The organism is Viridibacillus sp. NPDC093762 (assembly GCF_050279675.1).
Taxonomy (GTDB): domain Bacteria; phylum Bacillota; class Bacilli; order Bacillales_A; family Planococcaceae; genus Viridibacillus.
Genome location: NZ_JBNNUK010000003.1, coordinates 154,843 through 178,591, shown reverse-complemented (window position 1 = coordinate 178,591; position 23,749 = coordinate 154,843). Strand labels below are relative to the sequence as shown.

Below are 23,749 nucleotides of genomic sequence, written 5' to 3'. Positions count from 1 at the left end.
AGGTTTACCCTAGATTCTTTTTTTAGAATTTAAAAAGCAGAATACAGTGATTTAATAATACGAACATTTTTTCGTATTTGTATCAGTCGTCATTTTCCTTTCTACTTACACGCGTGGTAAGATAGAAGGGAGAGACGGCTTTTTGACGTTTAGGAAAAAAGAAATTCCGTGCATAATAACATATAAAGAAAACAGCTCAAAATAGAGAAAAAGTAAGAGGAGAATATATATATGACAAAAGAAAAGTTACTACTTTTAGATGGCAATAGCTTAGCATATCGAGCATTTTTTGCATTACCATTATTAACAAATGATAGCGGTATTCACACAAATGCCGTTTATGGCTTTACTACGATGCTACAGAAAATATTAGAAGAGGAGAAACCAACGAAAATGCTTGTTGCATTTGATGCTGGTAAAACGACGTTCCGTCATTCTACATACGGAGAATATAAAGGTGGACGTCAGAAAACACCACCTGAACTTTCAGAGCAATTCCCATATTTGCGAAAATTATTAGATGCATATTGTATTAAACAATATGAACTAGAAATGTACGAAGCAGATGATATTATCGGTACTTTAAGTAAAAAAGCTGAAGAACAAAAGCTACAAGTAATCGTGGTTAGTGGAGATAAAGACTTAACGCAGCTTGCATCAGATAATACAACTGTCTATATTACACGTAAAGGCATGACGGATATTGAAAAATATACACCGGATCATATTCAAGGGAAATATGGCTTAACGCCAGAGCAAATTATTGATATGAAAGGTCTTATGGGTGATGCATCAGATAATATACCTGGAGTACCTGGAGTCGGTGAAAAAACAGCCATCAAATTATTAAAACAATATCCAACAATCGAAGAACTATATGAAAATGTAGAACAAGTGAGTGGTGCAAAGTTAAAAGAAAAACTTACGACCAATGAAGAGCAAGCGAAAATGAGCAAACAGTTAGCGACGATTGATCGTCAATCACCTATTACTATTACACTTGATGACTTAGTGTACGATGGTCCAAATGTAGATGAGTTGTTTTCTTTATGGCAAGATTTATCTTTTAAATCTTTAATCGAAAAAAGTGAGTTTCAATCAGAAGCAACAACAACAAAGGAACTAACTTTCTCTATATTAGAAGATGTATCAGCAGATCAGTTACAAGATGCGATGGCTGTACATATTGAACTTGCTGATGAGCACTATCATACTTGCGACAGATTTGGTATTGCATTAGTGGACGACAAGCAAGCATATTATATTCCTTACGACAAAGCAATGGCTTCAGCATCATTAAAAGAATGGTTAGAAGATGCTTCAAAGCAGAAGTATATGGTTGATTCAAAAGCTGCGCAAGCCGCTTTATTACGTGATGGTATTAAATTAGCAGGAGTGGAATTCGATATGCTCTTAGCGGCATATATTGTGAATCCCGCTATACCTTCTGATGATGTTGCAACGATTTCAAGAGAATTTGGGTATACTGATGTATTATCCAATGACAATGTATATGGTAAAGGTGCAAAGAAAGCCACTCCGGCAATAGAATCTGTGGCGGAGCATGCTTGTCGTAAAGCCAATGCTGTATTCATTTTGCAGCCGAAATTAGAACAGCTTCTTCGAGAAAATGAACAATTTGAGCTGTATAAACAGTTAGAGTTACCACTTGCTGCCATATTAAGTGAAATGGAAAGCGAAGGTATTACAGTTGATCGTGAACGACTCGTTGAAATGGGGCATGATCTAACAACGAAACTAAAAGCAATTGAAGAAGATATTTATTCAATTGCTGGTCAAGCCTTCAACATAAATTCACCGAAACAACTCGGGGTTATTTTGTTCGAAAAATTGGGCTTACCTGTGATTAAGAAAACAAAGACAGGTTATTCAACAGCAGCGGATGTATTAGAAAAACTAGAGCCAGAACACGAAATTATTCGTCATATTTTACAGTACCGTCAGCTTGGGAAATTACAATCAACATATATAGAGGGATTATTGAAAGAAATTCACGAAGAAGATCAAAAAATTCATACAAGATTCCAACAAGCGTTAACATCAACAGGTCGCTTAAGTTCAACAGATCCAAATTTGCAAAACATTCCTGTAAGACTTGAAGAAGGCCGTAAAATTCGCCAAGCATTTGTTCCATCAAATCCAGAATGGCTCCTTTTTGCAGCCGATTATTCGCAAATTGAGTTGCGTGTATTAGCTCATATGTGTGGTGACGAAAACTTAATTAATGCATTCCAGAATGGTTTGGATATTCATACAAATACAGCGATGAATGTATTTCACGTAGCAGAAGAGGAAGTAACGTCGGATATGCGTCGTGCAGCAAAAGCAGTTAACTTTGGAATTGTTTATGGAATTAGCGATTATGGTTTATCTCAAAACTTAAATATTACACGTAAAGAAGCAGCAGATTTCATTGAACGTTATTTTGCTAGCTTCCCAGGTGTACAAGACTATATGAAAAATATAGTGGAAGAAGCGAAGCAACATGGTTATGTGACCACTATTTTAAATCGACGTCGCTATTTGCCAGACCTGAAAAGTTCAAACTTCAATTTACGTAGCTTTGCGGAGCGTACTGCAATGAATACACCAATTCAAGGTAGTGCAGCCGACATTATAAAAAAAGCAATGATAGATATGGCAGCAGCGTTAAAAGAACAAAATTTACAAACGAAAATGCTTCTACAAGTGCACGATGAGTTAATTTTCGAAGCACCAAAAGAGGAAATTCCAATTCTCGAAAAATTAGTTCCAGAAGTGATGGGGAAAGCATTTGAACTAAATGTACCACTTAGAGCCGATTTTGCATTTGGTCCAACTTGGTATGATACAAAATAAAGGGGTGATCGCATGCCAGAATTACCAGAAGTAGAAGGTGTTGTGCGTTCATTACAACCGTTCGTTACGGGTAAAACGATTCATCATGTGACAATTTCAAAGGTTATTAAACAAGCGAAAGAGCAAGGTAAAGAGTGTATTATAAAAGTAGTTGATCCTAATTATTTCCAACAAGCGATTGAAGGAATGACTATTACAAGCATTGAACGTCGCTCAAAATATATATTTTTCCACTTGGAGAAAGAAGGAAATCCATATTTGCTCGTCAACCATTTAGGTATGACGGGCGCATGGTTCCATGTAACGCAACTTAGTGATATTACAGAAGAGAAATTTCTAAAGCATGCGCATGTTTTAATTCAATTCGATGATGAAAATTGGCTTGTCTATTCGGATATTCGCCGTTTTGGAGAAATGCGCTTTTTACATGAGCTAGCAGAGCATCCACCACTACTTGAAATGGCTCCTGAACCTTTTTCAGATGAAGCGCTATCTCATTTTCTTGAGAAAGCAAATTTAACGAAGTATGCAAATAAGGCAGTTAAAGAAGTGATTATGGATGGACACGTGATTGCAGGTTGCGGGAATATATATGCAACAGAAGCGCTGTTTAAAATGAATATTCATCCAGCTCGAAAACTGTCACGAATTAGTAAAGAACGTAAAATTAAACTTTTTGAGACAATTGTTCATATTTTGCAAGAAAGTATTGATGTTGGTGGTTCGACCATTTCGGATTACCGAAATATTAATGGTGAAGCGGGTAGTATGCAACGTCGATTGAAGATGTATGGGAAAAAGACTTGTCCGTCTTGTAATGGAGATACTAAACAAAAGATAATTGGTGGCAGAAACTCAGTTTATTGCCCAAATTGCCAACATTAAAGGTGTGATATAGATGATTATTGGATTAACTGGAAGTATTGCGAGTGGTAAAAGTACAGTAGCAGAAATGCTAAAAGAGTTAAATTTACCTATTATAGATGCTGATTTAGTAGCACGTGTAGTAGTAGAACCTGGAACAAAAACACTAAAACAAATAGTGGAAGCATTTGACGAAGATGTATTGCTAGATGATGGGACGCTTAATCGCCCTAAACTAGGAGATATTATCTTCCAGAATCCTGCAGCCCGTAAAACGTTAAATGATATTATTCATCCGGCTATTCGTAGTGAGATGCTTCGTCAACGTGATGAACTATTAAAAAATGGTGCAAGCAATGTCGTAATGGATATCCCATTATTATTTGAAAGTCGCCTTCACCATTTCGTTGAGAAGATTTTAGTTGTATCTGTCACAGAAGAAACACAATTAAAGCGTTTAATGGAACGAAATAATTTATCTGAAAAGGATGCTAAGGCGAGAATTAGTTCTCAATTACCGTTATCAGAAAAGGAAAAAGGCGCTGATGCGGTTATATATAATAATAAATCTCTCGAATCAACGAAAGAACAATTGCATAAAATATTATGTAAGTGGAATGTAATCACTTAAGGTATTTTTGAAAAATCTGAATTGAATAACTTTTAAATGTTCCTCATAATAGGTTTTACTTTCCTTAAAATGTGTTATACTAATTTTCGAATTAATAAAATAAGTATAACGCAATTACAGGAGGATATTATTCATGACAGTTTCTATTGCTATTAACGGATTTGGCCGTATTGGCCGTATGGTGTTCCGTCAAGCGATACTTCAAGATGATTTAAATATTGTTGCAATTAATGCTAGTTACCCGGCTGAAACGTTAGCACATTTGATTAAGTATGACACAAATCACGGAAGATTTGATGGGGATGTTCAATTTGAAGAAAAAGCCCTAATCATAAATGGTAAACGTGTTGAACTTATTAGTGAACGTGATCCTTTGAACTTACCTTGGAAAGAAATGAATGTTGATATCGTTATTGAAGCAACAGGTAAATTCAATGCTCGTGAAAAAGCAGCATTGCATCTAGAAGCAGGAGCTAAAAAAGTTATTTTAACAGCACCTGGGAAAAATGAAGATGTAACAATTGTAATGGGTGTTAATGACGAAAAATTAGACCTTACAAAACATGATGTAATATCAAACGCAAGTTGTACTACAAACTGTCTTGCGCCAGTTGCAAAAGTATTGAATGATACTTTTGGCATCGACAACGGTTTAATGACAACTGTGCATTCATATACAAATGATCAAAAAAATATTGATAACCCACATAAAGACTTACGTCGTGCTCGTGCTTGTGCGGCTTCAATTATCCCTACTTCTACAGGAGCTGCCAAAGCTCTAACTCTAGTATTACCAGAACTAGAAGGTAAGTTACATGGTATGGCGCTTCGTGTCCCAACACCAAATGTTTCATTAGTAGATTTAGTAGTAGATTTAAACAATGATGTTACGGTTGAAGAAGTGAATGAAGCGTTCAAAGCAGCATCAGTTGGTTCACTAAAAGGCATATTAGACTTCACAATGGAACCTTTGGTATCCGTGGATTTTAATACGAACCCAGCGTCAGCTACAATCGATGGCCTAACTACAATGGTAATTGGTAGTCGTAAAGTGAAGGTGCTTGCTTGGTACGACAATGAGTGGGGTTATTCAACACGCGTCGTAGATTTAACGAAAAAAGTTGCAGCTGCTCTAAAGGCTTCTGTAAACGTTTAATTTTAATAATAAGGCCCTTTCTAGTAGTGTACTAGAAAGGGTTTTTTAGTTTAAGGGTAGAAAAAACATCATATTAATGTGAACATATGTCTGTTTTTTCTGTTAGTATCGACCTTATATTGGCTAAAAACAGTATCTTTATCACACATCTGAGAATTTCCACTGCATTTTTTCGATTTTTTAAGGCATTATTTGATATAATAGATAAACTAAAATGTTTTGCAATCAGGAGAGAAAAAATATGAAATGTCCAGCATGTCAGTTTAATGGAACAAAGGTTATTGATTCAAGACCAGTAGATGACAATAAAGCAATCCGTAGACGCCGAGAATGTGAATCATGTGCATATCGTTTTACTACGTTTGAAAAAGTAGAAGAAATGCCATTAATCGTCGTGAAAAAAGACGGCTCACGTGAGGAGTTTAGCCGTGAAAAAGTTTTGCGAGGTCTTATCAGAGCGTGTGAAAAGCGACCAGTAGCCCTTAATCAATTAGAGGAATTAGTATTTGCTATAGAACAAGATCTACGTAGAATCGGTAACTCAGAAGTGAAAACAGAAGATGTCGGGGAAATGATTATGGATCGACTTGCGAAAATTGACGAAGTATCTTATGTAAGATTTGCTTCTGTATATCGTCAATTTAAAGATATTAATGTCTTTATTGATGAATTAAAAGAATTAATAGAAAGACAATCCGATGACAAGTAAATGTGATATGGAGGACGGTGATCGTGGTGCATTTATATAAAGAACTACAGCCCGTTGATCGATTGTCCATTCGAATGCCATTTCCCGTATCTAGCTACGATCGCCAACTTATTACTCTGTTATATCAGCCTTTAATAGGTGCTGAGCCCATTAGCTTATACTTTATGCTTTGGGCTGAAGGGGAGAGTACGACTGAAGCTGAATTATCACATTACCATTTGATGAACTCACTTGATATGCCGATCGCAAAGATTTTCGAGTCGCGCATCGCATTAGAAGCTATTGGTTTAATGCGCACTTGGCGTAAAGATTCTGAGGATGTACGTTCATTTATGTACGACGTGATGCCGCCTTTAGAAGCATCGGCTTTTTTTAATGATCCTTTATTATCCATGTTTTTATTTAGCAAAATTGGTGAACAAGCCTATAGACAATTGCGCCAACGTTTCGTTCAGAAGGGTCCATCAAATGATGGCTATCAGGAAGTGTCAAGAACATTTACAGATGTTTATCGTCCTGTGCAGCATCATTTACCTTCCTTTGAGAATGAGCAGACAGTTAAGGGAAAAGAGAAACCTAAAGAACTACCATTTAACTACGAGGACTTTGATTTTTCTTTACTTAGAGCTGGATTGTCAGAACAACTTGTACCATCTTCAGCGCTTACAGCTGAAGCGAATTCAACAATTGCAAAGTTAGCTTTTTTATATCATTTAACACCATTAGATATGCAAAAAGTTGTTATGCTTGCTCTAGATGATCATATGACGTTATCCGAGTCAAGATTAAAGAAATCAGCAGCTGATTATTACAAATTGACTGTTTCAACAGAACCACCTGCAATGCAACAAGCTTTCCAATCGGTCGTTAATGATGCAGACAAAAATAATACAAAAGAGCAAGCATTGCAGACTAAGGAAGAGTTATTGATTCATTATCTAGAAACAACCGCTCCAATTGATGTCTTGCGTGATATTGCAGATGGGAAAGAACCAATTCCTGCTGACATTCAGCTTGCTCAAAATCTTGTTCTGCAATATCAAATGCCAATTGGTGTTGTAAATGCCTTGCTTCAGTATGTTCTTTTACGTACAGACATGAAGTTAACTAAAAACTATGTCGAAAAGATTGCCTCTCATTGGATTCGAAAAGGTGTTAAAACGACGAAAGAAGCAATGGACTTAGCGCGTAATGAGCATAAGCAGTATATGGAATGGAAAACAGCTGAGCAAAAACCAGCAACGAAAAAACGATACAGCGGTGGTCGGGAAGAAAAAGTGCCTGACTGGTTTAAGAAAAATAAAGAAAAGAAACCTCAGAAAGAAGCTACTATGAAAGAAACTTCAAAAGAAGTAACTAAGAGTGATACCGATTTTGAAGAGGAAAGACGTAAAATTCTAGAAAAACTAGGAATAGAAGAAGGGCAGGTGGATTCACATGGAACCGATTAATAATCAACTTAGAAAAGTGATGGATTCACAAACTTTTCAAGAACGATACGAGCAAATGAAGCGAGAAATTCTTGAAAATAAAGGTGTCCAGCAATTTCTAGCTGACAATGATCAAGAAGTAAATAAAGATATGGTAGACCGTGGTCTCGTTAAACTATATGAGTATACTGGTCAACAACATGATTGTGATGCATGTCCATCCGTAGTAAAATGTCAAAATGCATTAAAGGGATTTATACCGAAATTGTCTATTATTCGTGATTCAATAGAAGTCGAATATACACCGTGCCAACAAAAACGCATGGAAGATGAGCGTCGTAAAGCGGCCTCTATGATTTCGAGTATGCATATGCCAAAAGAAGTGTTAAGAGCGACAATCAAAGATTTAATGATTGATGACCATTCACGTGTGAATATCGCCAATAGAGCAGCAGATTTCGTTCGTGAATTTAAAGAAACGGGTGAACTTCCTCAGAAAGGTTTTTATTTATACGGTGAATTTGGTGTCGGTAAATCTTTTGTATTAGGGGCTATCGCCAATGAACTGGCAACTTTACAAATCAAATCGGTTGTAGTATTTGTACCCGAATTTTTACGTGAAATGAAAGGTTCGATCCAAGATCAATCTTTACAAGAGAAAATCGATTTTGTGAAAAAGGCACCTGTTTTAATGCTAGATGATTTAGGAGCAGAAACGTTGTCGAGTTGGACGCGTGACGAAATTTTAGGAACAATCTTTCATTATCGAATGGCGGAGCAATTACCGACATTTATCACATCTAATCTTGGATACGATGAATTAGAAGACCATTTAGCATATAACCAAAAAGGTGATCGTGATATGTTAAAAGCTTCACGAATTATGGAACGTATTAAAGCTTTGACGACGCCAATTCGAATGAGTGGGCAAAACAGAAGAGATCAGAAATAGTTACAATTTTTTGTACGACTTTTTTTCCTACTTGATTTTAAACTTAATCGAGCGTATACTTTCAGTCATAATATAAAAAATGCTTTGAAAAGGACAACAATTTTTTGTACGACTTTTAGAGAGAGAAGCCTAGGCTGGAAGCTTCTTAGTACGGCAACTCATTTACCCCCTTGGAGCAGCGACAGTGAATGTACTAGTAATTGTCGACGGTAACGGCCCGTTAGCCGATCGAGAGCTTCGTCTATACCTGCATTCTATTAAGTGCGGGCAGTAGAAGGAAGAAGGGTGGAACCACGAGAATACAGCCTCGTCCCTTTTGGGATGGGGCTTTTTTGCGTTTTCAACTAAATGCTGAAGCGGCCCGTTTCAAGGAACACAGTCTAAAAACGCCACGTCCTGTTGCAACGACTGTGTGACCCGCTACGTGCGGTCCTAACCTCTCGTAAGGCTAAAATAAATACAATTAAAAGGAGATCACAAAATGGCAGACATGATTAATTTAAAATTCCCAGATGGCGCAGTAAAGGAATTTGCAAAAGGTACAACAACTGAAGAAATTGCACAATCAATTAGCCCAGGACTTCGTAAAAAAGCAATCGTTGGTAAATTTAACGGACAATTAGTAGATTTAACAACACCTCTAGAAGAAGACGGTGACATTGCAATCGTAACACCTTCAGATGCTGATGCATTAGAAGTAATGCGTCACTCTACAGCTCACCTTTTAGCGCAAGCTGTAAAGCGTATGTTCCCAGGTGTAAAACTTGGAGTAGGTCCAGTAATTGAAGGTGGTTTCTACTACGATATCGACTCACCAGAACCAATCACTGCTGATGATCTTCCAAAAATCGAAAAAGAAATGAAAAAGATCATTTCTGAAAACATCATCATCACGCGTCAAGACATATCACGTGATGAAGCAATCGAGCGCTTCACTGCAATTGATGATGAATATAAATTAGAACTTATCGAAGCTATTCCTGCAGATGAGCAAGTGTCGATCTATGAACAAGGCGATTTCTTCGACCTTTGCCGAGGTGTACACGTTCCATCTACAGGTAAAATTAAAGAATTTAAATTGTTATCAATCGCCGGTGCATACTGGAGAGGTAACTCAGATAACAAAATGCTACAACGTATTTACGGAACAGCCTTCTTCACAAAAGACGATTTAAAAGCACACCTTCAAATGTTAGAAGAAGCAAAAGAACGTGATCACCGTAAAATTGGTAAAGAACTTGAATTATTCACTACTTCTCAAAAAGTAGGTCAAGGACTACCTTTATGGTTACCAAACGGTGCAACAATCCGTCGTACAATCGAACGTTATATCGTAGACAAAGAATTATCTCTTGGTTACAAACATGTGTACACTCCGGTGTTAGGTTCTAAAGAACTTTATGAAACTTCTGGACACTGGGCACACTATCAAGATGATATGTTCCCACCAATGGAAGTAGATAACGAAACATTTGTATTACGCCCAATGAACTGTCCACACCATATGATGGTTTATAAATCGTCAATGCACTCATATCGTAACCTTCCATTACGCATTGCTGAACTTGGTACAATGCACCGTTATGAAATGTCAGGTGCTGTATCGGGACTTCAACGTGTACGTGGTATGACTCTAAACGATGCGCATATTTTCGTTCGTCCGGATCAAATTAAAGAAGAATTTAAACGCGTCGTAGAATTAGTGCTAGGTGTTTATAAAGACTTCGACTTAAATGATTACTCATTCCGTCTGTCTTACCGTGACCCAGCAGATACTGAAAAATACTTTGATGACGATGCAATGTGGGAAAAAGCACAAGGCATGCTAAAAGAAGCAATGGATGAGCTAGGCTTAGACTACTTCGAGGCTGAAGGCGAAGCAGCATTCTATGGTCCAAAACTTGATGTACAAGTAAAAACTGCAATCGGTAAAGAAGAGACTTTATCAACAGTTCAACTTGACTTCTTATTACCAGAACGCTTCGATTTGAGCTATGTTGGAGAAGATGGTAAACCACATCGTCCAGTTGTTATCCACCGTGGTGTTGTATCAACAATGGAACGATTTGTAGCTTTCTTAATCGAAGAATACAAAGGTGCATTCCCAACTTGGTTAGCGCCAGTACAAGTAGAAATCATCCCTGTATCAAACGAAGTTCACTTTGACTATGCAAAACAAGTAGAAGAAAAACTTCAAGCTGCAGGCTTCCGTGTTGAAATGGATGATCGTGAAGAAAAACTTGGCTACAAAATCCGTGAAGCACAAATGAAGAAAATTCCTTACATGCTTGTATTAGGTGATAAAGAATTAGAAGCAGGTAGTGTAAACGTCCGTCGCTATGGCTCTCAAGACTCTGAAAGCATTGCGATTGAAGATTTCTTAGCGAATTTAAAAGCTGACGTTTCTTTTGAATAAGTAATATCTAATATTAAAAAGGTGGCTGGGACATTAATGTCCAGTCACCTTTTTGTATGTTCTTAATTCTAAAAAATATCATCTGCTATTTTTTGATAAAACCTTTGCTTTGAGTTACCTTATTTCCTTATTTAAATACAGAATACGCCAAATTTAGAAGTTGAGATTACTTGATGTATAGATGATACTAGAAAAGTAGTTATTGCATGTAATTACAAACCATTTGAGTCTAAGGAGGAATTTATCCATGGGTGTACAAAGCGAATTTAATATGCCGTCTATTAATTTATTTGGAGCTGGGACAATTCGAGAAGTAGGTAGTCGTTTAAAGGGCTACAACGTAAAAAAAGCACTTCTTGTAACAGATGAGGGATTACACAAATTAGGTTTATCCGAAACACTAGCAACAATTATTCGTGACGCTGGTGTGGATGTAGCAATTTTCCCTAAAGTCGTACCAAATCCAACGGATATTAATGTAGCAGAAGGATTGGAAGTATACCAAAACGAACGCTGTGATGCGATTGTGTCATTGGGTGGAGGTAGTGCACATGATGCGGCTAAAGGCATTGGCATTGTAGCAACGAATGGTGGTAAAATTTCAGATTATGAAGGTGTCAATTTATCAAGTAATCCTTTACCAACATTTATTGCTGTTAATACAACTGCTGGAACGGCGAGCGAAATGACGAAGTTCACCATTATTACAGACACTACAAGAAAAGTGAAAATGGCGATAGTAGATAAGCATGTTACTGCACTTGCATCGATTAATGATCCTGAGTTAATGGTTGGTATGCCTCCACAATTAACTGCGGCTACTGGTCTTGATGCACTAACACATGCGATTGAATCCTTTGTATCCACGGCTGCTACGCCAATTACGGATGCATGTGCAGTGAAGACGATGCAGTTAGTAGTAGAATATTTACCACGTGCAGTAGCAAACGGTGAAGACATGGAAGCTCGTGAACAAATGGTTTATGCACAATTTTTAGCAGGTATGGCATTTAACAATGGCTTACTAGGCTATGTCCACGCAATTGCACACCAATTCGGAGGTTTCTATGACCTACCGCACGGTGTATGTAATGCAATTTTACTGCCACATGTATGTCGTTTCAATCTAGTGGCAAAAGTAGATCGTTTCGCAGAAATTGCTAAACACTTAGGCGAAAACGTAGAAGGCTTAAGCCAACGTGATGCAGCAGATCTTGCTATCGCTGCTATTGAGCGTTTATCAAAAGATTTAGGTATTCCAGCTGGTTTTGCGGAACTTGGTGCGAAAGATGAAGACATCGAAACATTAGCGAAAAATGCGATGTTAGATGTTTGCGCCGCATCGAATCCACGTAAACCAACATTAGACCAAGTTCAAGAAATTATTCGTAATGCATGCAAATTCCCGGTTAAAGAACAGGTTTTAGTGAATAGTTAACATAAGTTAATTTAAAGTATTTACGCTTATTTAAGCGTAAATACTTTTTCTTTTGAAAAACGTCGAGTAAAATCATTGACATTAGCGAATAGACATGATAAATTTAGAAAGGTTAATGAATACAAAGTTTGTGGTTGAAGAAGAGGCTGCCCGCTTCTCACCTGTTTGACTCATCACATGATGTTTACAGGTTACATGATAGAACGGATCACGCATTTAGGCGTGTACATATATCGGCGGGCGGACATTTCGACTATGTCCGCTCGTTTTTTTGTGGACATCGAAATATTCGTACCGGTCATCGGGCAAATAGCCCAAACCATGTATTCGCGACACTATTCGGAGGTGGATTGTTATTAGCAAAGACATGTATGTAAACGAAGGTATTCGCGCACGTGAACTTCGTGTTATCGATCATAACGGTGATCAGCTAGGAGTTAAGACACGTAACGAAGCTTTGGAGATTGCCGAACGCGCCAATCTGGATCTTGTCCTTGTGGCTCCTCAGGCCAAACCGCCAGTCGCTCGTATTATGGACCATGGTAAATTTAAATTCGAGCAACAAAAGAAAGATCGTGAAGTGCGTAAGAATCAAAAAGTTATCGTGATGAAAGAGGTTCGTTTGAGCCCATCTATTGATGAACACGATTTCCAAACGAAACTACGTAACGGGATCAAGTTCCTTGAAAAAGGAGACAAAGTTAAAGCATCTATTCGCTTTAAAGGTCGTGCAATTACGCACAAAGAAATTGGCCAACGTGTATTAGACCGCTTTGCTGCGGCTTGTGCTGAAGTATCTACGGTTGAATCAAAACCGAAGATGGAAGGCCGTAGCATGTTCTTAGTTTTACAACCAAAGAACGAAAAAGAGTAATTTTATAGTTACACGAACAGTTTAGGAGGAATTCGACATGCCAAAAATGAAAACTCACCGTGGTGCTGCGAAACGTTTTAAAAGAACGGGTACTGGTAAATTAAAACGTGACCGCGCATTTGGTAGCCACTTATTCGCGAACAAATCAACTAAAGCGAAACGTCACCTACGTAAAGGTCAATTAGTTTCTTCAGGAGACTACAAACGTATCAAGTCTCTACTTGCTTACATGAAATAATTCGATTCGAAAACATACAAATTCATAATATATGAATAGCAGGAGGTAATCACTATGCCACGCGTAAAAGGCGGTACAGTAACGCGCAAGCGTCGTAAAAAAGTTTTAAAATTAGCTAAAGGGTACTACGGTTCTAAACATACTCTTTATAAAGTAGCAAACCAAGCAGTAATGAAGTCAGGTCAATATGCTTATCGTGACCGTCGTCAAAAGAAACGTGATTTCCGTAAATTATGGATCACACGTATCAATGCAGCAGCTCGTGTAAACGGTCTTTCATACAGCCGTTTAATGCACGGTTTAAAACTTGCTGAAATCGAAGTTAACCGTAAAATGTTAGCTGATTTAGCAGTAACTGATGCACAAGCATTTGCTCAATTAGCAGATGCTGCTAAACAAGCAATCGCAAAATAATTCATGCTTTCTAGCGTGATTTAAACTCATGAATCTATGATTCATGAGTTTTTTTGTTAGAGAAATAAGACATGAGTATAGCATGTGCAATTGTTTGTATTTTTTGCAAATAAAAAAGAGATAATCTTTAATCACTTTTGATCAAGAGATTATCTCTTTTTATTTTTGGTCAGGAAATAACAGTGCAGCCAATTCCTCTTTGGAATGAAGAAAATCATCTAATGTATAGGCATCAAGAACGGCAATATATGCATGTAATGCTTTATTTAGGGCACCCTTTAAACTGCAGACAGGTGAAATAATACAGCCCACTGATTCTGGATTAAAACAATCTACAAGGTAGAAGTCCTCCTCGGTTTGTCGAACTAATTTTCCTATGATAATATCTTTTGGTTTTAAAGCTAATCTGATACCACCACCTCTACCTCGAACAGTTTCAATGTAACCTAATTTTCCGAGTTCGTGCGTAACCTTCATCAAATGGTTTTTAGAAATACCATAAGCATCTGAAATTTCTTTAATTGTAGAGAGATCTTCAATGTCTTTCGCGCCAAGATACAATAAGACACGTAGAGAATAATCCGTATACAAAGTTAAACGCATTTGATTCACCACCATTTCTTTTTACATTATACCATGGCATTGAATTGTGTCTAAAAATTTAAAAGATGTATTTTAAATGTGTCTTTTATGTTAAAGATGTATTAAAGATATTGCTTTAAAATGAAAATAGGCGTAAATTATAGACAGTTAAGAAAAGGAGTGTTTTATATGTTATCTAAATCAACTATGGAAATTGTAAAATCAACAGCACCAGTATTGGAAGTCCATGGTAAGGCCATTACAACGGTGTTTTACCGTAATCTATTTGAAGCACATCCTGAACTATTGAATATATTTAATCACGCAAATCAAGCAAAAGGGCGTCAACAAACTGCTTTAGCGAACACTGTTTATGCAGCAGCGGTGCATATTGAAAATTTAGAAGCCATTTTACCTGTTGTAAAACAAATTGCTCATAAACACCGTAGTTTAGGCATAAAAGCAGAGCATTATCCAATTGTCGGAGAGTTTTTATTAAAAGCTATTAAAGAAGTTCTTGGTGATGCGGCAACAGATGAAATTATCCAAGCATGGGGAGAGGCATACGGCGTAATTGCTGATGCATTTATCCAAACAGAAGAAGCGATGTATAAAGAAGCAGAAGCCCAAGAAGGTGGCTGGCGCTACTTTAAAGAATTCGTGGTAGAGAAAAAAGTACAAGAAAACGAGAAAATTGTTTCAATTTACTTAAAACCAGCTGATTGTAAAAAGTTACCTGTATACAATGCAGGTCAATATATAACAGTACAAATAGAAATACCAGGAGAAAAATACTTGCATAACCGTCAATATAGCTTATCACAAGCAGCCGGTGAAGATGCATACCGCATTTCAGTTAAACGTGAAGATGAAGGGCATCCAAATGGAGTCGTATCAGTTTATTTACATGAACAGCTAAAAGAGGGAGATACATTGCAAGTAAGTGCTCCAGCTGGTGATTTCCAATTAGACATGACTTCAACGGCACCAGTTGCATTCATTAGTGGTGGTGTTGGTATTACTCCATTAATGAGTATGTTTGAAACGCTTGCAACTACAGATGCTAATCGTAAGACAGCATTTATCCATTGTGCTCGCTCAGAAAATTACCATGCATTTGGACAAGAAATTGACGCTGTATTAGCAAAAATGCCAAATGCTAAATATTTTAAATTGAATTCTGATGAATCAAATGGTATTATCAATCGTGAATTTATACAACAACATGTAGCAGTTGGTAGTAACGTTTATGTATGTGGTCCAGTTAACTTTATGGAAGCAGTCATCAATGATTTATATGCATTAGGCTTCACAGATTCACAAGTACATTATGAATTTTTTGGACCAGCAATGCAATTAGAATTAAAAGCATAAAACGTCAAAGCCATTAGTAGTGTAAAAACTTCTAATGGCTTTTTAGTGTGAGATACCATTTGTATTTCTACTAGAACTTCACTAACTTCATCTAGAAAAGTGCCCTCCTCTAGCTAATTCAATCTCCCTTTTTGCCCTTAGAGTCTGCTCCAGAAAATGCTCCTTGTTAATAACCCCATAACTCATTTTCAAATCACACAGGTAGAATAGTGCCAAGGTTAAATCTCCAGGAGATGCACCTAGTTCATGCATGGGTTTTTAGAAAATTTTTTTTCAACGCCAATTTCTCCAAAATAAGGACTGTTACCTAGGTAGGATTATCATTAGGAAGCTGCTTGTTTGAAATAATATTTTATTATTGCTGGTTCGTTTGAGTCTTCTTTTTTTATATAAAATAAAGTTTTATCTCGAAATGCTTTATATAGAGAAGGTAATTTGAATGCTGGCCAATAAAGCCCTTGTATATATGGGGTATTACTTACATTGTAAATATCAAACAAAGAAATAGAGTAGGGGACTAGTACTTTGACAAAATATACGGATGTATTAGTTCTTGGTGGAGGAATTATTGCTAGATCTACCACATATTATGTTTCTAATACAGGGCTTTCTGTCACTGTTGTGGAAAAAGGTGAGCTAGTAAGTGGTACATCATCAAGATTAGCTAGAAAGCTGATGTCCTATTGGGGAGGAGATTGGAAAGATTATAATCGGTCTTCTTAGAGATTATTAAGTTTCTTACAAAAGAGGGGGTCTATGGAATGAAAAAATCGAGTATAGTTTTTGTTGTAATTCTCACTCTATCAATAGTTTTAGCTGCCTGTTCAAAGGGTTCAACCAGTGATGGTGGTGAATCGAAAAAGGGAGATGCAATTGTAATTGGTTCTGTTATACCAACTTCTGGTAATAATGCGACAGACGGAAAAGATATGAAAAACGCAATGGAAATGGCCATTTCAGAAATTAATGATGATGGCGGTGTTCTAGGTAAAAAACTAAAACTAGAAGTTGTTGATGATGCCTGTGATCCACAAACAGCTACAAGTGCCGCAAACAAACTAGTTTCCATGAAAGTAAAAGTAGTTGTTGGTGGATATTGTTCGGGTTCTACACTACCAGCTTCAGGCGTTTTTCATAATGCAGGAATCCCTCTAGTTGTACCAGCAGCAAACTCTTCAGAGCTGCCTGATCAAGGCTATGATAGCTTGTTCTTGATTAATGGACTTGTACCTGACCAATCTAAAACAGGAGCTGACTATTTTAATGAAAAAGGAGCAAAGAATATTGTTATTGTTCATGACAACTCTGCATACGCCCGAAATATGGCGGATTTTGCAAAAGAACATATAGAAAAAAATGGTGGCAAGGTTGTTGGTTTTGAAGCGATTAACCCCGAAGAAAAAGATTTTTCTTCCTTAATGACAAAACTTAAATCTTTAAAGCCTGATGGTACTTATTTTACAGGCTATTATGCGGCAGCAGGTTTAATGAAAAAACAATTTGACCAAAAAGACGTCTCTGGTTTATTTATGGTGGGTGATGGTAGCTATTCTCAAGACTTAATAGATATAGCAGGTGCTGATGCTGAAGGTATTTTAGTTACTGCTACACCGCAAGCAAGCTTTATCGAAGGTGCTGAAGAATTTGTAACTAAATATGAAGAAAAATATAGTTTATCACCTGGTCCATTCTCAGCTCTATCATATAATGGTGTGAAATTAGTAGCAGATGCCATTAAAAGAGCAGACTCTACTGATTCAGCAAAAGTAAAGCAAGCAATAAAGGAAACAAAAGGATTTGCAGGAATAGGACAAACCATTGAATTCAACGACAAGAACACATTAAATGAATCGAATTTTAAAATTATGACTGTAGTTAATGGGAAATTTGATATAGCAAAATAAACATGGATGTTCATAGTAAGTGGATATTAAGAACAGTGTGTAAAATAATGTTTTTATATGTAGGAAAACCTTAATGTTTAAATTGAATTAAATTTTTTACTTAGTGGTGTTTAAAGTTTACGACAATGATTAAGCTTAATCACAAGATACAGCTAAAACACCACTAAGTAGAAATACATATGATCTGAAAGGAAAGGATTTAATAATAGGGAATAGTCTAAAAGGAGGGCTACAATTGGAAGTTTTACTGCAGATCTTAATAGATGGACTAGTAATAGGTGCTTTTTATGCGCTAATTGCATTAGGATATACAATGGTATACGGCATAATTAAGTTGTTAAACTTCGCACACGGTGACTTATATATGTTAGGTTCGTTTGTAGGTTTTACGATCTTGTCTTTTTTCACAGGAGACGGTGGGTTTAACGGAGGGATTTTAGGATTAGCTGTTGTATTTCTCATTACAATGGCTATAGTGGGAACAATTGGAATGGGAATCGAGAGAATCGCATACCGTCCATTGTTATTGGCACCTAGACTTTCAATATTAATTACAGCTATTGGGGTTTCTCTATCATTAGAATATAGTTCAATGATTGGTTGGGGTGCTTCTTATAAAGTATATCCAATCTCTCCTCCTACAACTGGATTTGATATTTTAGGAGCACATGTTAGTTATACGCAAATTGCCATGATTGCAATAGCAGGTCTTCTCATGTATGGCTTGAGAATTTTTATTGAAAAAACGATATACGGTAAAGCGATGCGTGCAATTGCATTGGATCAAACAGCTTCAGGTTTAATGGGAGTAAATGTTCATCGTATTATTGCTTTAACATTCTTTATCGGGGCAGCTCTTGCTGCAGGAGCAGGAATTATGTCAGGTGTTTATTATGGAACGATAAACTTTATGATGGGTTTTATTATCGGACTTAAAGCTTTTACAGCAGCTGTATTAGGAGGGATAGGGAATATAACGGGTGCCATGGTTGGTGGCTTAATTCTTGGAATAGTCGAGTCATTTGGAATGTTTTATTTAGGCGGGGCTTGGAAAGATGTACTTGCTTTCAGTATCCTTATTTTAATTTTAGTATTAAAACCTACAGGTATAATGGGTGAAAAAGTAACGGAAAGGATGTAGAAGATGAAAAATAAGAAACTAATCGGATATATTCTATTATTGATTTTATCTTTTATACTTCCGTTTATAGTAAATAATTATTGGCTAGACGTAGTGAGTCTTGTACTGTTTTATGTAGTATTGACACAAGGTTTAAATATAGTAGTTGGGTTTACAGGTCTATTAGATTTAGGATATGCTGCTTTTTTTGCGGTAGGAGCATATACGACTGCTATTTTAATGACAACTTTCGGTTGGTCATTTTGGTTGACAATCCCAGTGGCAGTAATACTTGCAGCACTTGCAGGAATTATTATTGGTACTCCTACACTTCGGTTAAGGAGCGACTATCTCGCCATCGTAACACTTGGATTCGGAGAAATTATCAGAATATTAGCAACTAATTTGGATATTACAGGTGCTGCAGCAGGAATTTATGGAATTCCTCGACCGACAATAGGAAGTTATCAATTAACTAGTCAATTAGATTTTTATTATTTGATTTTAGTATTTGCAATCATAATTATTCTAGCTGTCTCTCGTTTAGGAAAATCAAGAGTAGGAAGAGCGTGGATTTATATCCGTGAAGATGAAGATGCTGCAGAAGCTATGGGCATAAATAGAATAAAATATAAGCTTTTAGCATATGCAGCTGGAGCTGTAATTGGAAGTTTAGCAGGTTGTGTTTTTGCTGTGAAAATGACTGCTATATCTCCTCAGAGTTTTAGCTTTACTCAATCTGTTATGATCTTAGCAGCAGTTGTACTTGGAGGATTGGGTAGCATTTCGGGAGTTGTTGTTGGTGCTATCTTAGTTATCGTTTTACCAGAAGCATTACGTTCATTAGAAGAAGCACGATTCTTACTTTTTGGTATTGCATTAGTTGTCATGATGTTGTTTAGATCGCAAGGCATATGGCCAGCTAAATACGCTTCTGATGATACAAAAGACAACGAAGAGGATGATGAAGCATTTGATGTAAATAAAGATAAAACAATTCCTTCAAAGTAAACAATAGATTCATCAATAGAGAGGAGTTACCTATCATGACAGATATATTGAAAGTAGAAAACCTTACTCTTAAATTTGGTGGGTTAGTAGCAGTAAATGATTTAACATTTACAGTTAAAGAGAATTCGATTTCCAGTATCATAGGTCCTAATGGTGCCGGTAAAACATCAGTATTTAATATGATTACGGGATTTTACACTCCTACAAGCGGGAAAATCGAATTAGAAGATATAAGTCTTGTAAACAAAAAGCCAAGTCAAATTACACAACTTGGTTTAACTAGGACATTCCAAAATTTAAGATTGTTTCCTAACTTGTCTGTTTTGGATAATGTAAAATCAGGAATGCATAGTCGAACGAAACAATCATTAATTGGTTCTATATTCCATACGAAAGCACAAAAGACTGAAGAAAAATTAATTGAAGAAATAGCATTCAAATGCATTGATTTTGTAGGAATACATAAATATATCAACCGTGCAGCAAAAAATTTGCCTTATGGAGCACAACGTTATTTAGAAATTGCGAGAGCCCTAGCTACACAGCCGAAGCTTCTGCTATTAGATGAACCTGCGGCGGGACTAAATTTTGCTGAAAAACAAATGTTAATTGAATTAATTTATCAAATAAGAAAAGAATTTAATGTCACTGTTTTAATGATCGAGCATGATATGGGATTAATCAAGGAAATTTCTGAAAATATAATTGTAATTGATTATGGTACGAAAATAGCGGAAGGTACTGCAGAATCTGTTTTGACAAATCCAAAGGTAATTGAAGCATATTTAGGAAAGGAGGAAGTTATTTGAAGCCACTTTTAAAGCTAGAAAATATCAACTCCTACTACGGAAAAATACATGCCTTAAAGGATATAAACATAGAAATCAGTCAAGGTGAAATTGTTGCATTGTTAGGGAGTAATGGAGCTGGAAAAAGTACGACACTTAAAACAATTTCCGGTATTATTACTCCTAAAAAAGGTTCAATTTTGTGGAATGGTGAAAACATAGTTGGAAAATCGGTTCATAGTATAGTAGAACTAGGGATTATTCATGTTCCAGAAGGAAGAAGAATTTTTGGGGGATTAACTATTTTAGAAAACCTTGAATTGGGTGCGTTTACAGTTCGTAAAAATAAAAAAGTCGTAGCTGAAGGTATTGAAAAAGCCTTTGAATTATTCCCTCGATTGAAAGAGCGTCAAAAACAATTGGCTGGTACTTTAAGTGGGGGAGAGCAACAGATGTTGGCGATTAGCCGTGGTTTGATGGCACAGCCAAAGTTATTAATGTTAGATGAACCATCCATGGGTTTAGCACCAATTATTGTTCAAGAAATTATGACAAATATTAGAGAAATAAGTAAACAAGGAACAACCATTTTACTAATTGAACAGAATGCCAAAGCTGCTTTAAAATTAGCAGATCGAGGATACGTAATTGAAACCTCACAAATTATTATGCATGAAACAGCTGATGTATTAAGAGAAGACGACAAAATCATAAAAGCCTACTTAGGAGCTTAAATAAAGCCATATTAAGTTTCATAGCTACCAAGTATAAATGATAATTTAAAATACAAATTAATACAGATAAATCGGGTGTCAATATATAAATTAGTAGTCGAATAAAACGATTGTAAATAGGAAAGAGGCTATATCAAGGGGGCATTGATTTATTCAATGGCATTTTGATATAGCCTCTTTATATATAGCGAATTGGCCAATTAAGAAAATAATTTGTTTATTTTGTCCAGAGTATCCTAGATATTTGAAGGTTAGATCATTTGCTAGTGATATTGAAGCGACGTTTAGCTTAATACCAATGCCTGAAGATAAACAAACAATTTTAGCATTTATATCAAGAACTTGAGGCAGCAGCACAATTCGTTCAAAAATTAATGCTAATAAATTTAACTTTACGACATTTGAATTTTGGATCTTGGATATACTAATGCTTCTAGTAGTTGAGATTTTGCCGAAATTGAAACTATCAAATGACTATTCTATAAATCTAAATAAAAGTTATGAGCAATAATAGTATTAGGAGAAACAAAACAATGGAGGGGAAGTCTAGTTCCCTTTCATTGTTTTTCTTTTATATTCATTGTTATTGTTTGTGAAATATAACATTTTGCAACTGTTATGATATATAACTGTTAAAAGAATTTAAAGTTCGTAAAGGAAATGATTTGAAGTTGTGTTCAATTTGTTATAAAGACTTTGTTATGCTTATGTAGGCTATTACTAGATTGTTTCAAAGCTATAAAAAATAGCCATAAAATACATAAGGAGCTACATAGATATGAAAAAATTGCGTTATATAACAGCGTTATTATGTTTAGTCGCTGTGAGTTTTTTTGCCGTGCAAATTACTTCGGCAGATGAATTGGGACCTGCTAATCCAGATAGTAAAACAAAGTGGGAAACCGAACCTGATGTGAAGGTCGATTCTAATATGAGATTACGTTCTGCGGAGCCGGTTATTGCAGATATTTCTAAATGGCAAGGAACTATTGATTGGGCAACAGCAAGTAAGAATTTAGATCTTGCTATTATTCGCACACAATACGGTTCAAACTTAGAAGATATTAAACATAAAGAATATGAAGCTGGTGCTCAAAAATACGGTGTTCCTTTTGGCGTATATTCATATAACCTAGCAGAATCTTCTGAAGATGCGAAGGCAGAGGCGAATTCTTTTTACAACCGCGCTAGTAAAGATGCTAATTTTTATGTATTAGATGTTGAAGAAAATACGAGTAAATCTGGCGAAAGTATGCGAACAATTATCAATGCATACGTGAAGCAACTACGTACTAAAACAGATAAAAAGATAGGTGTATACATTGCGCACCATTTATATGAAGACTTAAATATTGATACATCGAAATTTGATTTTGTGTGGATCCCACGTTATAACAATACGAATACGGCCCCAGCTTATAATTATAATTTATGGCAATATACAGATAAGGGAATCGTACCGGGTATATCAACTTATGTAGATTTAAACCGATTAAGCCCAAATACACCACTAGATTTCTTTACTGAAGAAGCTGATGCTGAAACAGCGGGGGAAGATGAGTATTATACAACTAACCCCAAAAAAGTAGTTGTTAAGAAAACTGTTTATCCATATAGTTCGCCAAATTTCTCCACTGGAAATAAAGGAGCGGCATTAAAAAAGAATTCTATAGTGTCAGTTTCAGGGATCGTGAACTCTACAAATGGAACACCACGATTAAAATTAACAAATGGTCAATATATCTCGGCAAATAAAAAATTTGTGTTAAAAGTAACAAGTAAAATTGATCAATACTACACAACGGTACCGAAAACTATTGTTGTGAAAAAAGGGTTAAATGCATATAAGAGTGTAAATCTTACAACTAGTAATAAAATATCAGGTATCAAAAAAAATACTATCTTAAATATTAAAGATATTGAATATACGAAGAATGGAACACCGAGATTAAAAACAACATCAGGCTCATATATCACTGCGAATAAAGATTATGTATTGAAATTACCAACTAACTATAATGATTACTGGACAAGTAACCCTGGACAAGTGAAAATTGCTAAGAAAGTCTACCAATATAAAGGTACTTCTTTTACTGCTGCTAATAGAGGGAAAGCAATTGAAGTGGGATCTACTGTCAAAGTAAGTAGTATTGCATATGGAACAAATGGAACACCACGATTAAAATTAACGAATGGTTATTATATTACAGCGAAGAAAACTTATGTAAAAGCAAAATAATTAGTATAGTATTCGT

The 23,749-nt window shown here is 36.1% G+C and carries 21 protein-coding genes and 1 other annotated feature; of the genes, 20 read left to right on the top strand and 1 reads right to left on the bottom strand.

Translation table 11 applies throughout. The features are described 5' to 3' along the window. The first annotated feature begins 231 nt into the window (after nucleotides 1-231). The 12 genes from polA to rplT all read left to right on the top strand — a co-directional run bounded on the left by polA (nucleotide 232) and on the right by rplT (nucleotide 13,981). Nucleotides 232-2,859 (top strand): DNA polymerase I, encoded by a 2,628-nt coding sequence (gene polA, locus ACQKM9_RS06315; protein WP_427733542.1) that lies wholly within the window; start codon nucleotides 232-234, stop codon nucleotides 2,857-2,859. A gap of 12 nt (nucleotides 2,860-2,871) precedes the next feature. Further along, nucleotides 2,872-3,744, top strand: coding sequence for a bifunctional DNA-formamidopyrimidine glycosylase/DNA-(apurinic or apyrimidinic site) lyase (gene mutM / locus ACQKM9_RS06310; protein ID WP_427733541.1), 873 nt, complete (start codon nucleotides 2,872-2,874; stop codon nucleotides 3,742-3,744). Between the two features lie 13 nt (nucleotides 3,745-3,757). Further along, nucleotides 3,758-4,354: a dephospho-CoA kinase gene (coaE, locus tag ACQKM9_RS06305; protein WP_427733540.1), complete on the top strand. Its 597-nt coding sequence runs from the start codon at nucleotides 3,758-3,760 to the stop codon at nucleotides 4,352-4,354. Nucleotides 4,355-4,487: 133 nt separating this feature from the next. Beyond that, nucleotides 4,488-5,510, top strand: a complete 1,023-nt coding sequence (locus tag ACQKM9_RS06300; RefSeq protein ID WP_427733539.1) for a glyceraldehyde-3-phosphate dehydrogenase — start codon at nucleotides 4,488-4,490, stop codon at nucleotides 5,508-5,510. 241 nt (nucleotides 5,511-5,751) lie between these two features. Beyond that, entirely contained in the window at nucleotides 5,752-6,219 is a 468-nt protein-coding gene (gene nrdR / locus ACQKM9_RS06295; RefSeq protein ID WP_053416602.1) for a transcriptional regulator NrdR, read from the top strand. A 23-nt stretch (nucleotides 6,220-6,242) separates the two neighbouring features. Beyond that, nucleotides 6,243-7,670: a replication initiation and membrane attachment family protein gene (locus ACQKM9_RS06290; RefSeq protein ID WP_427733538.1), complete on the top strand. Its 1,428-nt coding sequence runs from the start codon at nucleotides 6,243-6,245 to the stop codon at nucleotides 7,668-7,670. Further along, nucleotides 7,657-8,601 carry a primosomal protein DnaI gene (dnaI, locus tag ACQKM9_RS06285; protein ID WP_427733537.1) on the top strand — a complete coding sequence of 315 codons (945 nt, stop codon included), beginning with the start codon at nucleotides 7,657-7,659 and terminating at the stop codon, nucleotides 8,599-8,601. Before ACQKM9_RS06290 ends, dnaI begins: the two co-directional genes overlap by 14 nt. Nucleotides 8,602-8,676: 75 nt before the next feature. Continuing rightward, nucleotides 8,677-8,919: a binding site (T-box leader), on the top strand. 163 nt (nucleotides 8,920-9,082) lie between these two features. Then, nucleotides 9,083-11,017: a threonine--tRNA ligase gene (gene thrS, locus ACQKM9_RS06280; RefSeq protein WP_427733536.1), complete on the top strand. Its 1,935-nt coding sequence runs from the start codon at nucleotides 9,083-9,085 to the stop codon at nucleotides 11,015-11,017. Nucleotides 11,018-11,264: 247 nt separating this feature from the next. Further along, nucleotides 11,265-12,455, top strand: a complete 1,191-nt coding sequence (locus ACQKM9_RS06275; protein WP_427733535.1) for an iron-containing alcohol dehydrogenase — start codon at nucleotides 11,265-11,267, stop codon at nucleotides 12,453-12,455. A gap of 367 nt (nucleotides 12,456-12,822) precedes the next feature. After that, on the top strand, nucleotides 12,823-13,329 hold the full coding sequence (infC, locus tag ACQKM9_RS06270; RefSeq protein WP_038187731.1) for a translation initiation factor IF-3: 507 nt from the start codon (nucleotides 12,823-12,825) through the stop codon (nucleotides 13,327-13,329). Nucleotides 13,330-13,366: 37 nt separating this feature from the next. Beyond that, on the top strand, nucleotides 13,367-13,567 hold the full coding sequence (gene rpmI / locus ACQKM9_RS06265; protein WP_038187730.1) for a 50S ribosomal protein L35: 201 nt from the start codon (nucleotides 13,367-13,369) through the stop codon (nucleotides 13,565-13,567). A gap of 54 nt (nucleotides 13,568-13,621) precedes the next feature. Further along, complete coding sequence (gene rplT, locus ACQKM9_RS06260) at nucleotides 13,622-13,981, top strand: 50S ribosomal protein L20 (protein WP_038187728.1); 360 nt, start codon at nucleotides 13,622-13,624, stop codon at nucleotides 13,979-13,981. 159 nt (nucleotides 13,982-14,140) lie between these two features. Here the strand turns inward: rplT and ACQKM9_RS06255 are convergent, their stop codons facing one another. Next, on the bottom strand, nucleotides 14,141-14,584 hold the full coding sequence (locus ACQKM9_RS06255) for an RrF2 family transcriptional regulator (RefSeq protein WP_427733534.1): 444 nt from the start codon (nucleotides 14,582-14,584) through the stop codon (nucleotides 14,141-14,143). A 168-nt stretch (nucleotides 14,585-14,752) separates the two neighbouring features. Here ACQKM9_RS06255 and hmpA point away from each other — a divergent pair, with 168 nt between their 5' ends. The 8 genes from hmpA (at nucleotide 14,753) to ACQKM9_RS06215 (ending at nucleotide 23,733) form a co-directional block, all read left to right on the top strand. Continuing rightward, on the top strand, nucleotides 14,753-15,937 hold the full coding sequence (gene hmpA / locus ACQKM9_RS06250; RefSeq protein ID WP_427733533.1) for an NO-inducible flavohemoprotein: 1,185 nt from the start codon (nucleotides 14,753-14,755) through the stop codon (nucleotides 15,935-15,937). A 525-nt stretch (nucleotides 15,938-16,462) separates the two neighbouring features. Next, complete coding sequence (locus ACQKM9_RS06245) at nucleotides 16,463-16,660, top strand: FAD-dependent oxidoreductase (RefSeq protein WP_427733532.1); 198 nt, start codon at nucleotides 16,463-16,465, stop codon at nucleotides 16,658-16,660. A gap of 38 nt (nucleotides 16,661-16,698) precedes the next feature. Then, nucleotides 16,699-17,841, top strand: a complete 1,143-nt coding sequence (locus tag ACQKM9_RS06240; protein WP_427733531.1) for a branched-chain amino acid ABC transporter substrate-binding protein — start codon at nucleotides 16,699-16,701, stop codon at nucleotides 17,839-17,841. A gap of 235 nt (nucleotides 17,842-18,076) precedes the next feature. Beyond that, the gene (locus ACQKM9_RS06235) at nucleotides 18,077-18,982 is read left to right on the top strand and encodes a branched-chain amino acid ABC transporter permease (RefSeq protein ID WP_427733530.1); all 906 of its coding nucleotides are present in this window, start codon (nucleotides 18,077-18,079) and stop codon (nucleotides 18,980-18,982) included. Nucleotides 18,983-18,985: 3 nt separating this feature from the next. Next, the gene (locus ACQKM9_RS06230; RefSeq protein ID WP_427733529.1) at nucleotides 18,986-19,972 is read left to right on the top strand and encodes a branched-chain amino acid ABC transporter permease; all 987 of its coding nucleotides are present in this window, start codon (nucleotides 18,986-18,988) and stop codon (nucleotides 19,970-19,972) included. A 35-nt stretch (nucleotides 19,973-20,007) separates the two neighbouring features. After that, nucleotides 20,008-20,781: an ABC transporter ATP-binding protein gene (locus ACQKM9_RS06225; RefSeq protein ID WP_427733528.1), complete on the top strand. Its 774-nt coding sequence runs from the start codon at nucleotides 20,008-20,010 to the stop codon at nucleotides 20,779-20,781. After that, nucleotides 20,778-21,494 (top strand): ABC transporter ATP-binding protein, encoded by a 717-nt coding sequence (locus tag ACQKM9_RS06220; RefSeq protein ID WP_427733527.1) that lies wholly within the window; start codon nucleotides 20,778-20,780, stop codon nucleotides 21,492-21,494. The genes ACQKM9_RS06225 and ACQKM9_RS06220 overlap by 4 nt, the downstream gene beginning before the upstream one ends. A gap of 778 nt (nucleotides 21,495-22,272) precedes the next feature. Then, nucleotides 22,273-23,733 carry a DUF5776 domain-containing protein gene (locus ACQKM9_RS06215; RefSeq protein ID WP_427733526.1) on the top strand — a complete coding sequence of 487 codons (1,461 nt, stop codon included), beginning with the start codon at nucleotides 22,273-22,275 and terminating at the stop codon, nucleotides 23,731-23,733. Nucleotides 23,734-23,749 lie beyond the last annotated feature (16 nt).

Bases quoted from the DNA above. Each gene is read 5' to 3' on its own strand.
- infC (WP_038187731.1), top strand. From the start codon at position 12,823: ATGTATGTAAACGAAGGTATTCGCGCACGTGAACTTCGTGTTATCGAT.
- rpmI (WP_038187730.1), top strand. From the start codon at position 13,367: ATGCCAAAAATGAAAACTCACCGTGGTGCTGCGAAACGTTTTAAAAGA.
- rplT (WP_038187728.1), top strand. From the start codon at position 13,622: ATGCCACGCGTAAAAGGCGGTACAGTAACGCGCAAGCGTCGTAAAAAA.
- hmpA (WP_427733533.1), top strand. From the start codon at position 14,753: ATGTTATCTAAATCAACTATGGAAATTGTAAAATCAACAGCACCAGTA.
- polA (WP_427733542.1), top strand. From the start codon at position 232: ATGACAAAAGAAAAGTTACTACTTTTAGATGGCAATAGCTTAGCATAT.
- nrdR (WP_053416602.1), top strand. From the start codon at position 5,752: ATGAAATGTCCAGCATGTCAGTTTAATGGAACAAAGGTTATTGATTCA.
- thrS (WP_427733536.1), top strand. From the start codon at position 9,083: ATGGCAGACATGATTAATTTAAAATTCCCAGATGGCGCAGTAAAGGAA.
- ACQKM9_RS06255 (WP_427733534.1), bottom strand. From the start codon at position 14,584: ATGCGTTTAACTTTGTATACGGATTATTCTCTACGTGTCTTATTGTAT.
- ACQKM9_RS06300 (WP_427733539.1), top strand. From the start codon at position 4,488: ATGACAGTTTCTATTGCTATTAACGGATTTGGCCGTATTGGCCGTATG.
- ACQKM9_RS06225 (WP_427733528.1), top strand. From the start codon at position 20,008: ATGACAGATATATTGAAAGTAGAAAACCTTACTCTTAAATTTGGTGGG.
- mutM (WP_427733541.1), top strand. From the start codon at position 2,872: ATGCCAGAATTACCAGAAGTAGAAGGTGTTGTGCGTTCATTACAACCG.
- dnaI (WP_427733537.1), top strand. From the start codon at position 7,657: ATGGAACCGATTAATAATCAACTTAGAAAAGTGATGGATTCACAAACT.
- coaE (WP_427733540.1), top strand. From the start codon at position 3,758: ATGATTATTGGATTAACTGGAAGTATTGCGAGTGGTAAAAGTACAGTA.
- ACQKM9_RS06230 (WP_427733529.1), top strand. From the start codon at position 18,986: ATGAAAAATAAGAAACTAATCGGATATATTCTATTATTGATTTTATCT.
- ACQKM9_RS06215 (WP_427733526.1), top strand. From the start codon at position 22,273: ATGAAAAAATTGCGTTATATAACAGCGTTATTATGTTTAGTCGCTGTG.
- ACQKM9_RS06240 (WP_427733531.1), top strand. From the start codon at position 16,699: ATGAAAAAATCGAGTATAGTTTTTGTTGTAATTCTCACTCTATCAATA.
- ACQKM9_RS06275 (WP_427733535.1), top strand. From the start codon at position 11,265: ATGGGTGTACAAAGCGAATTTAATATGCCGTCTATTAATTTATTTGGA.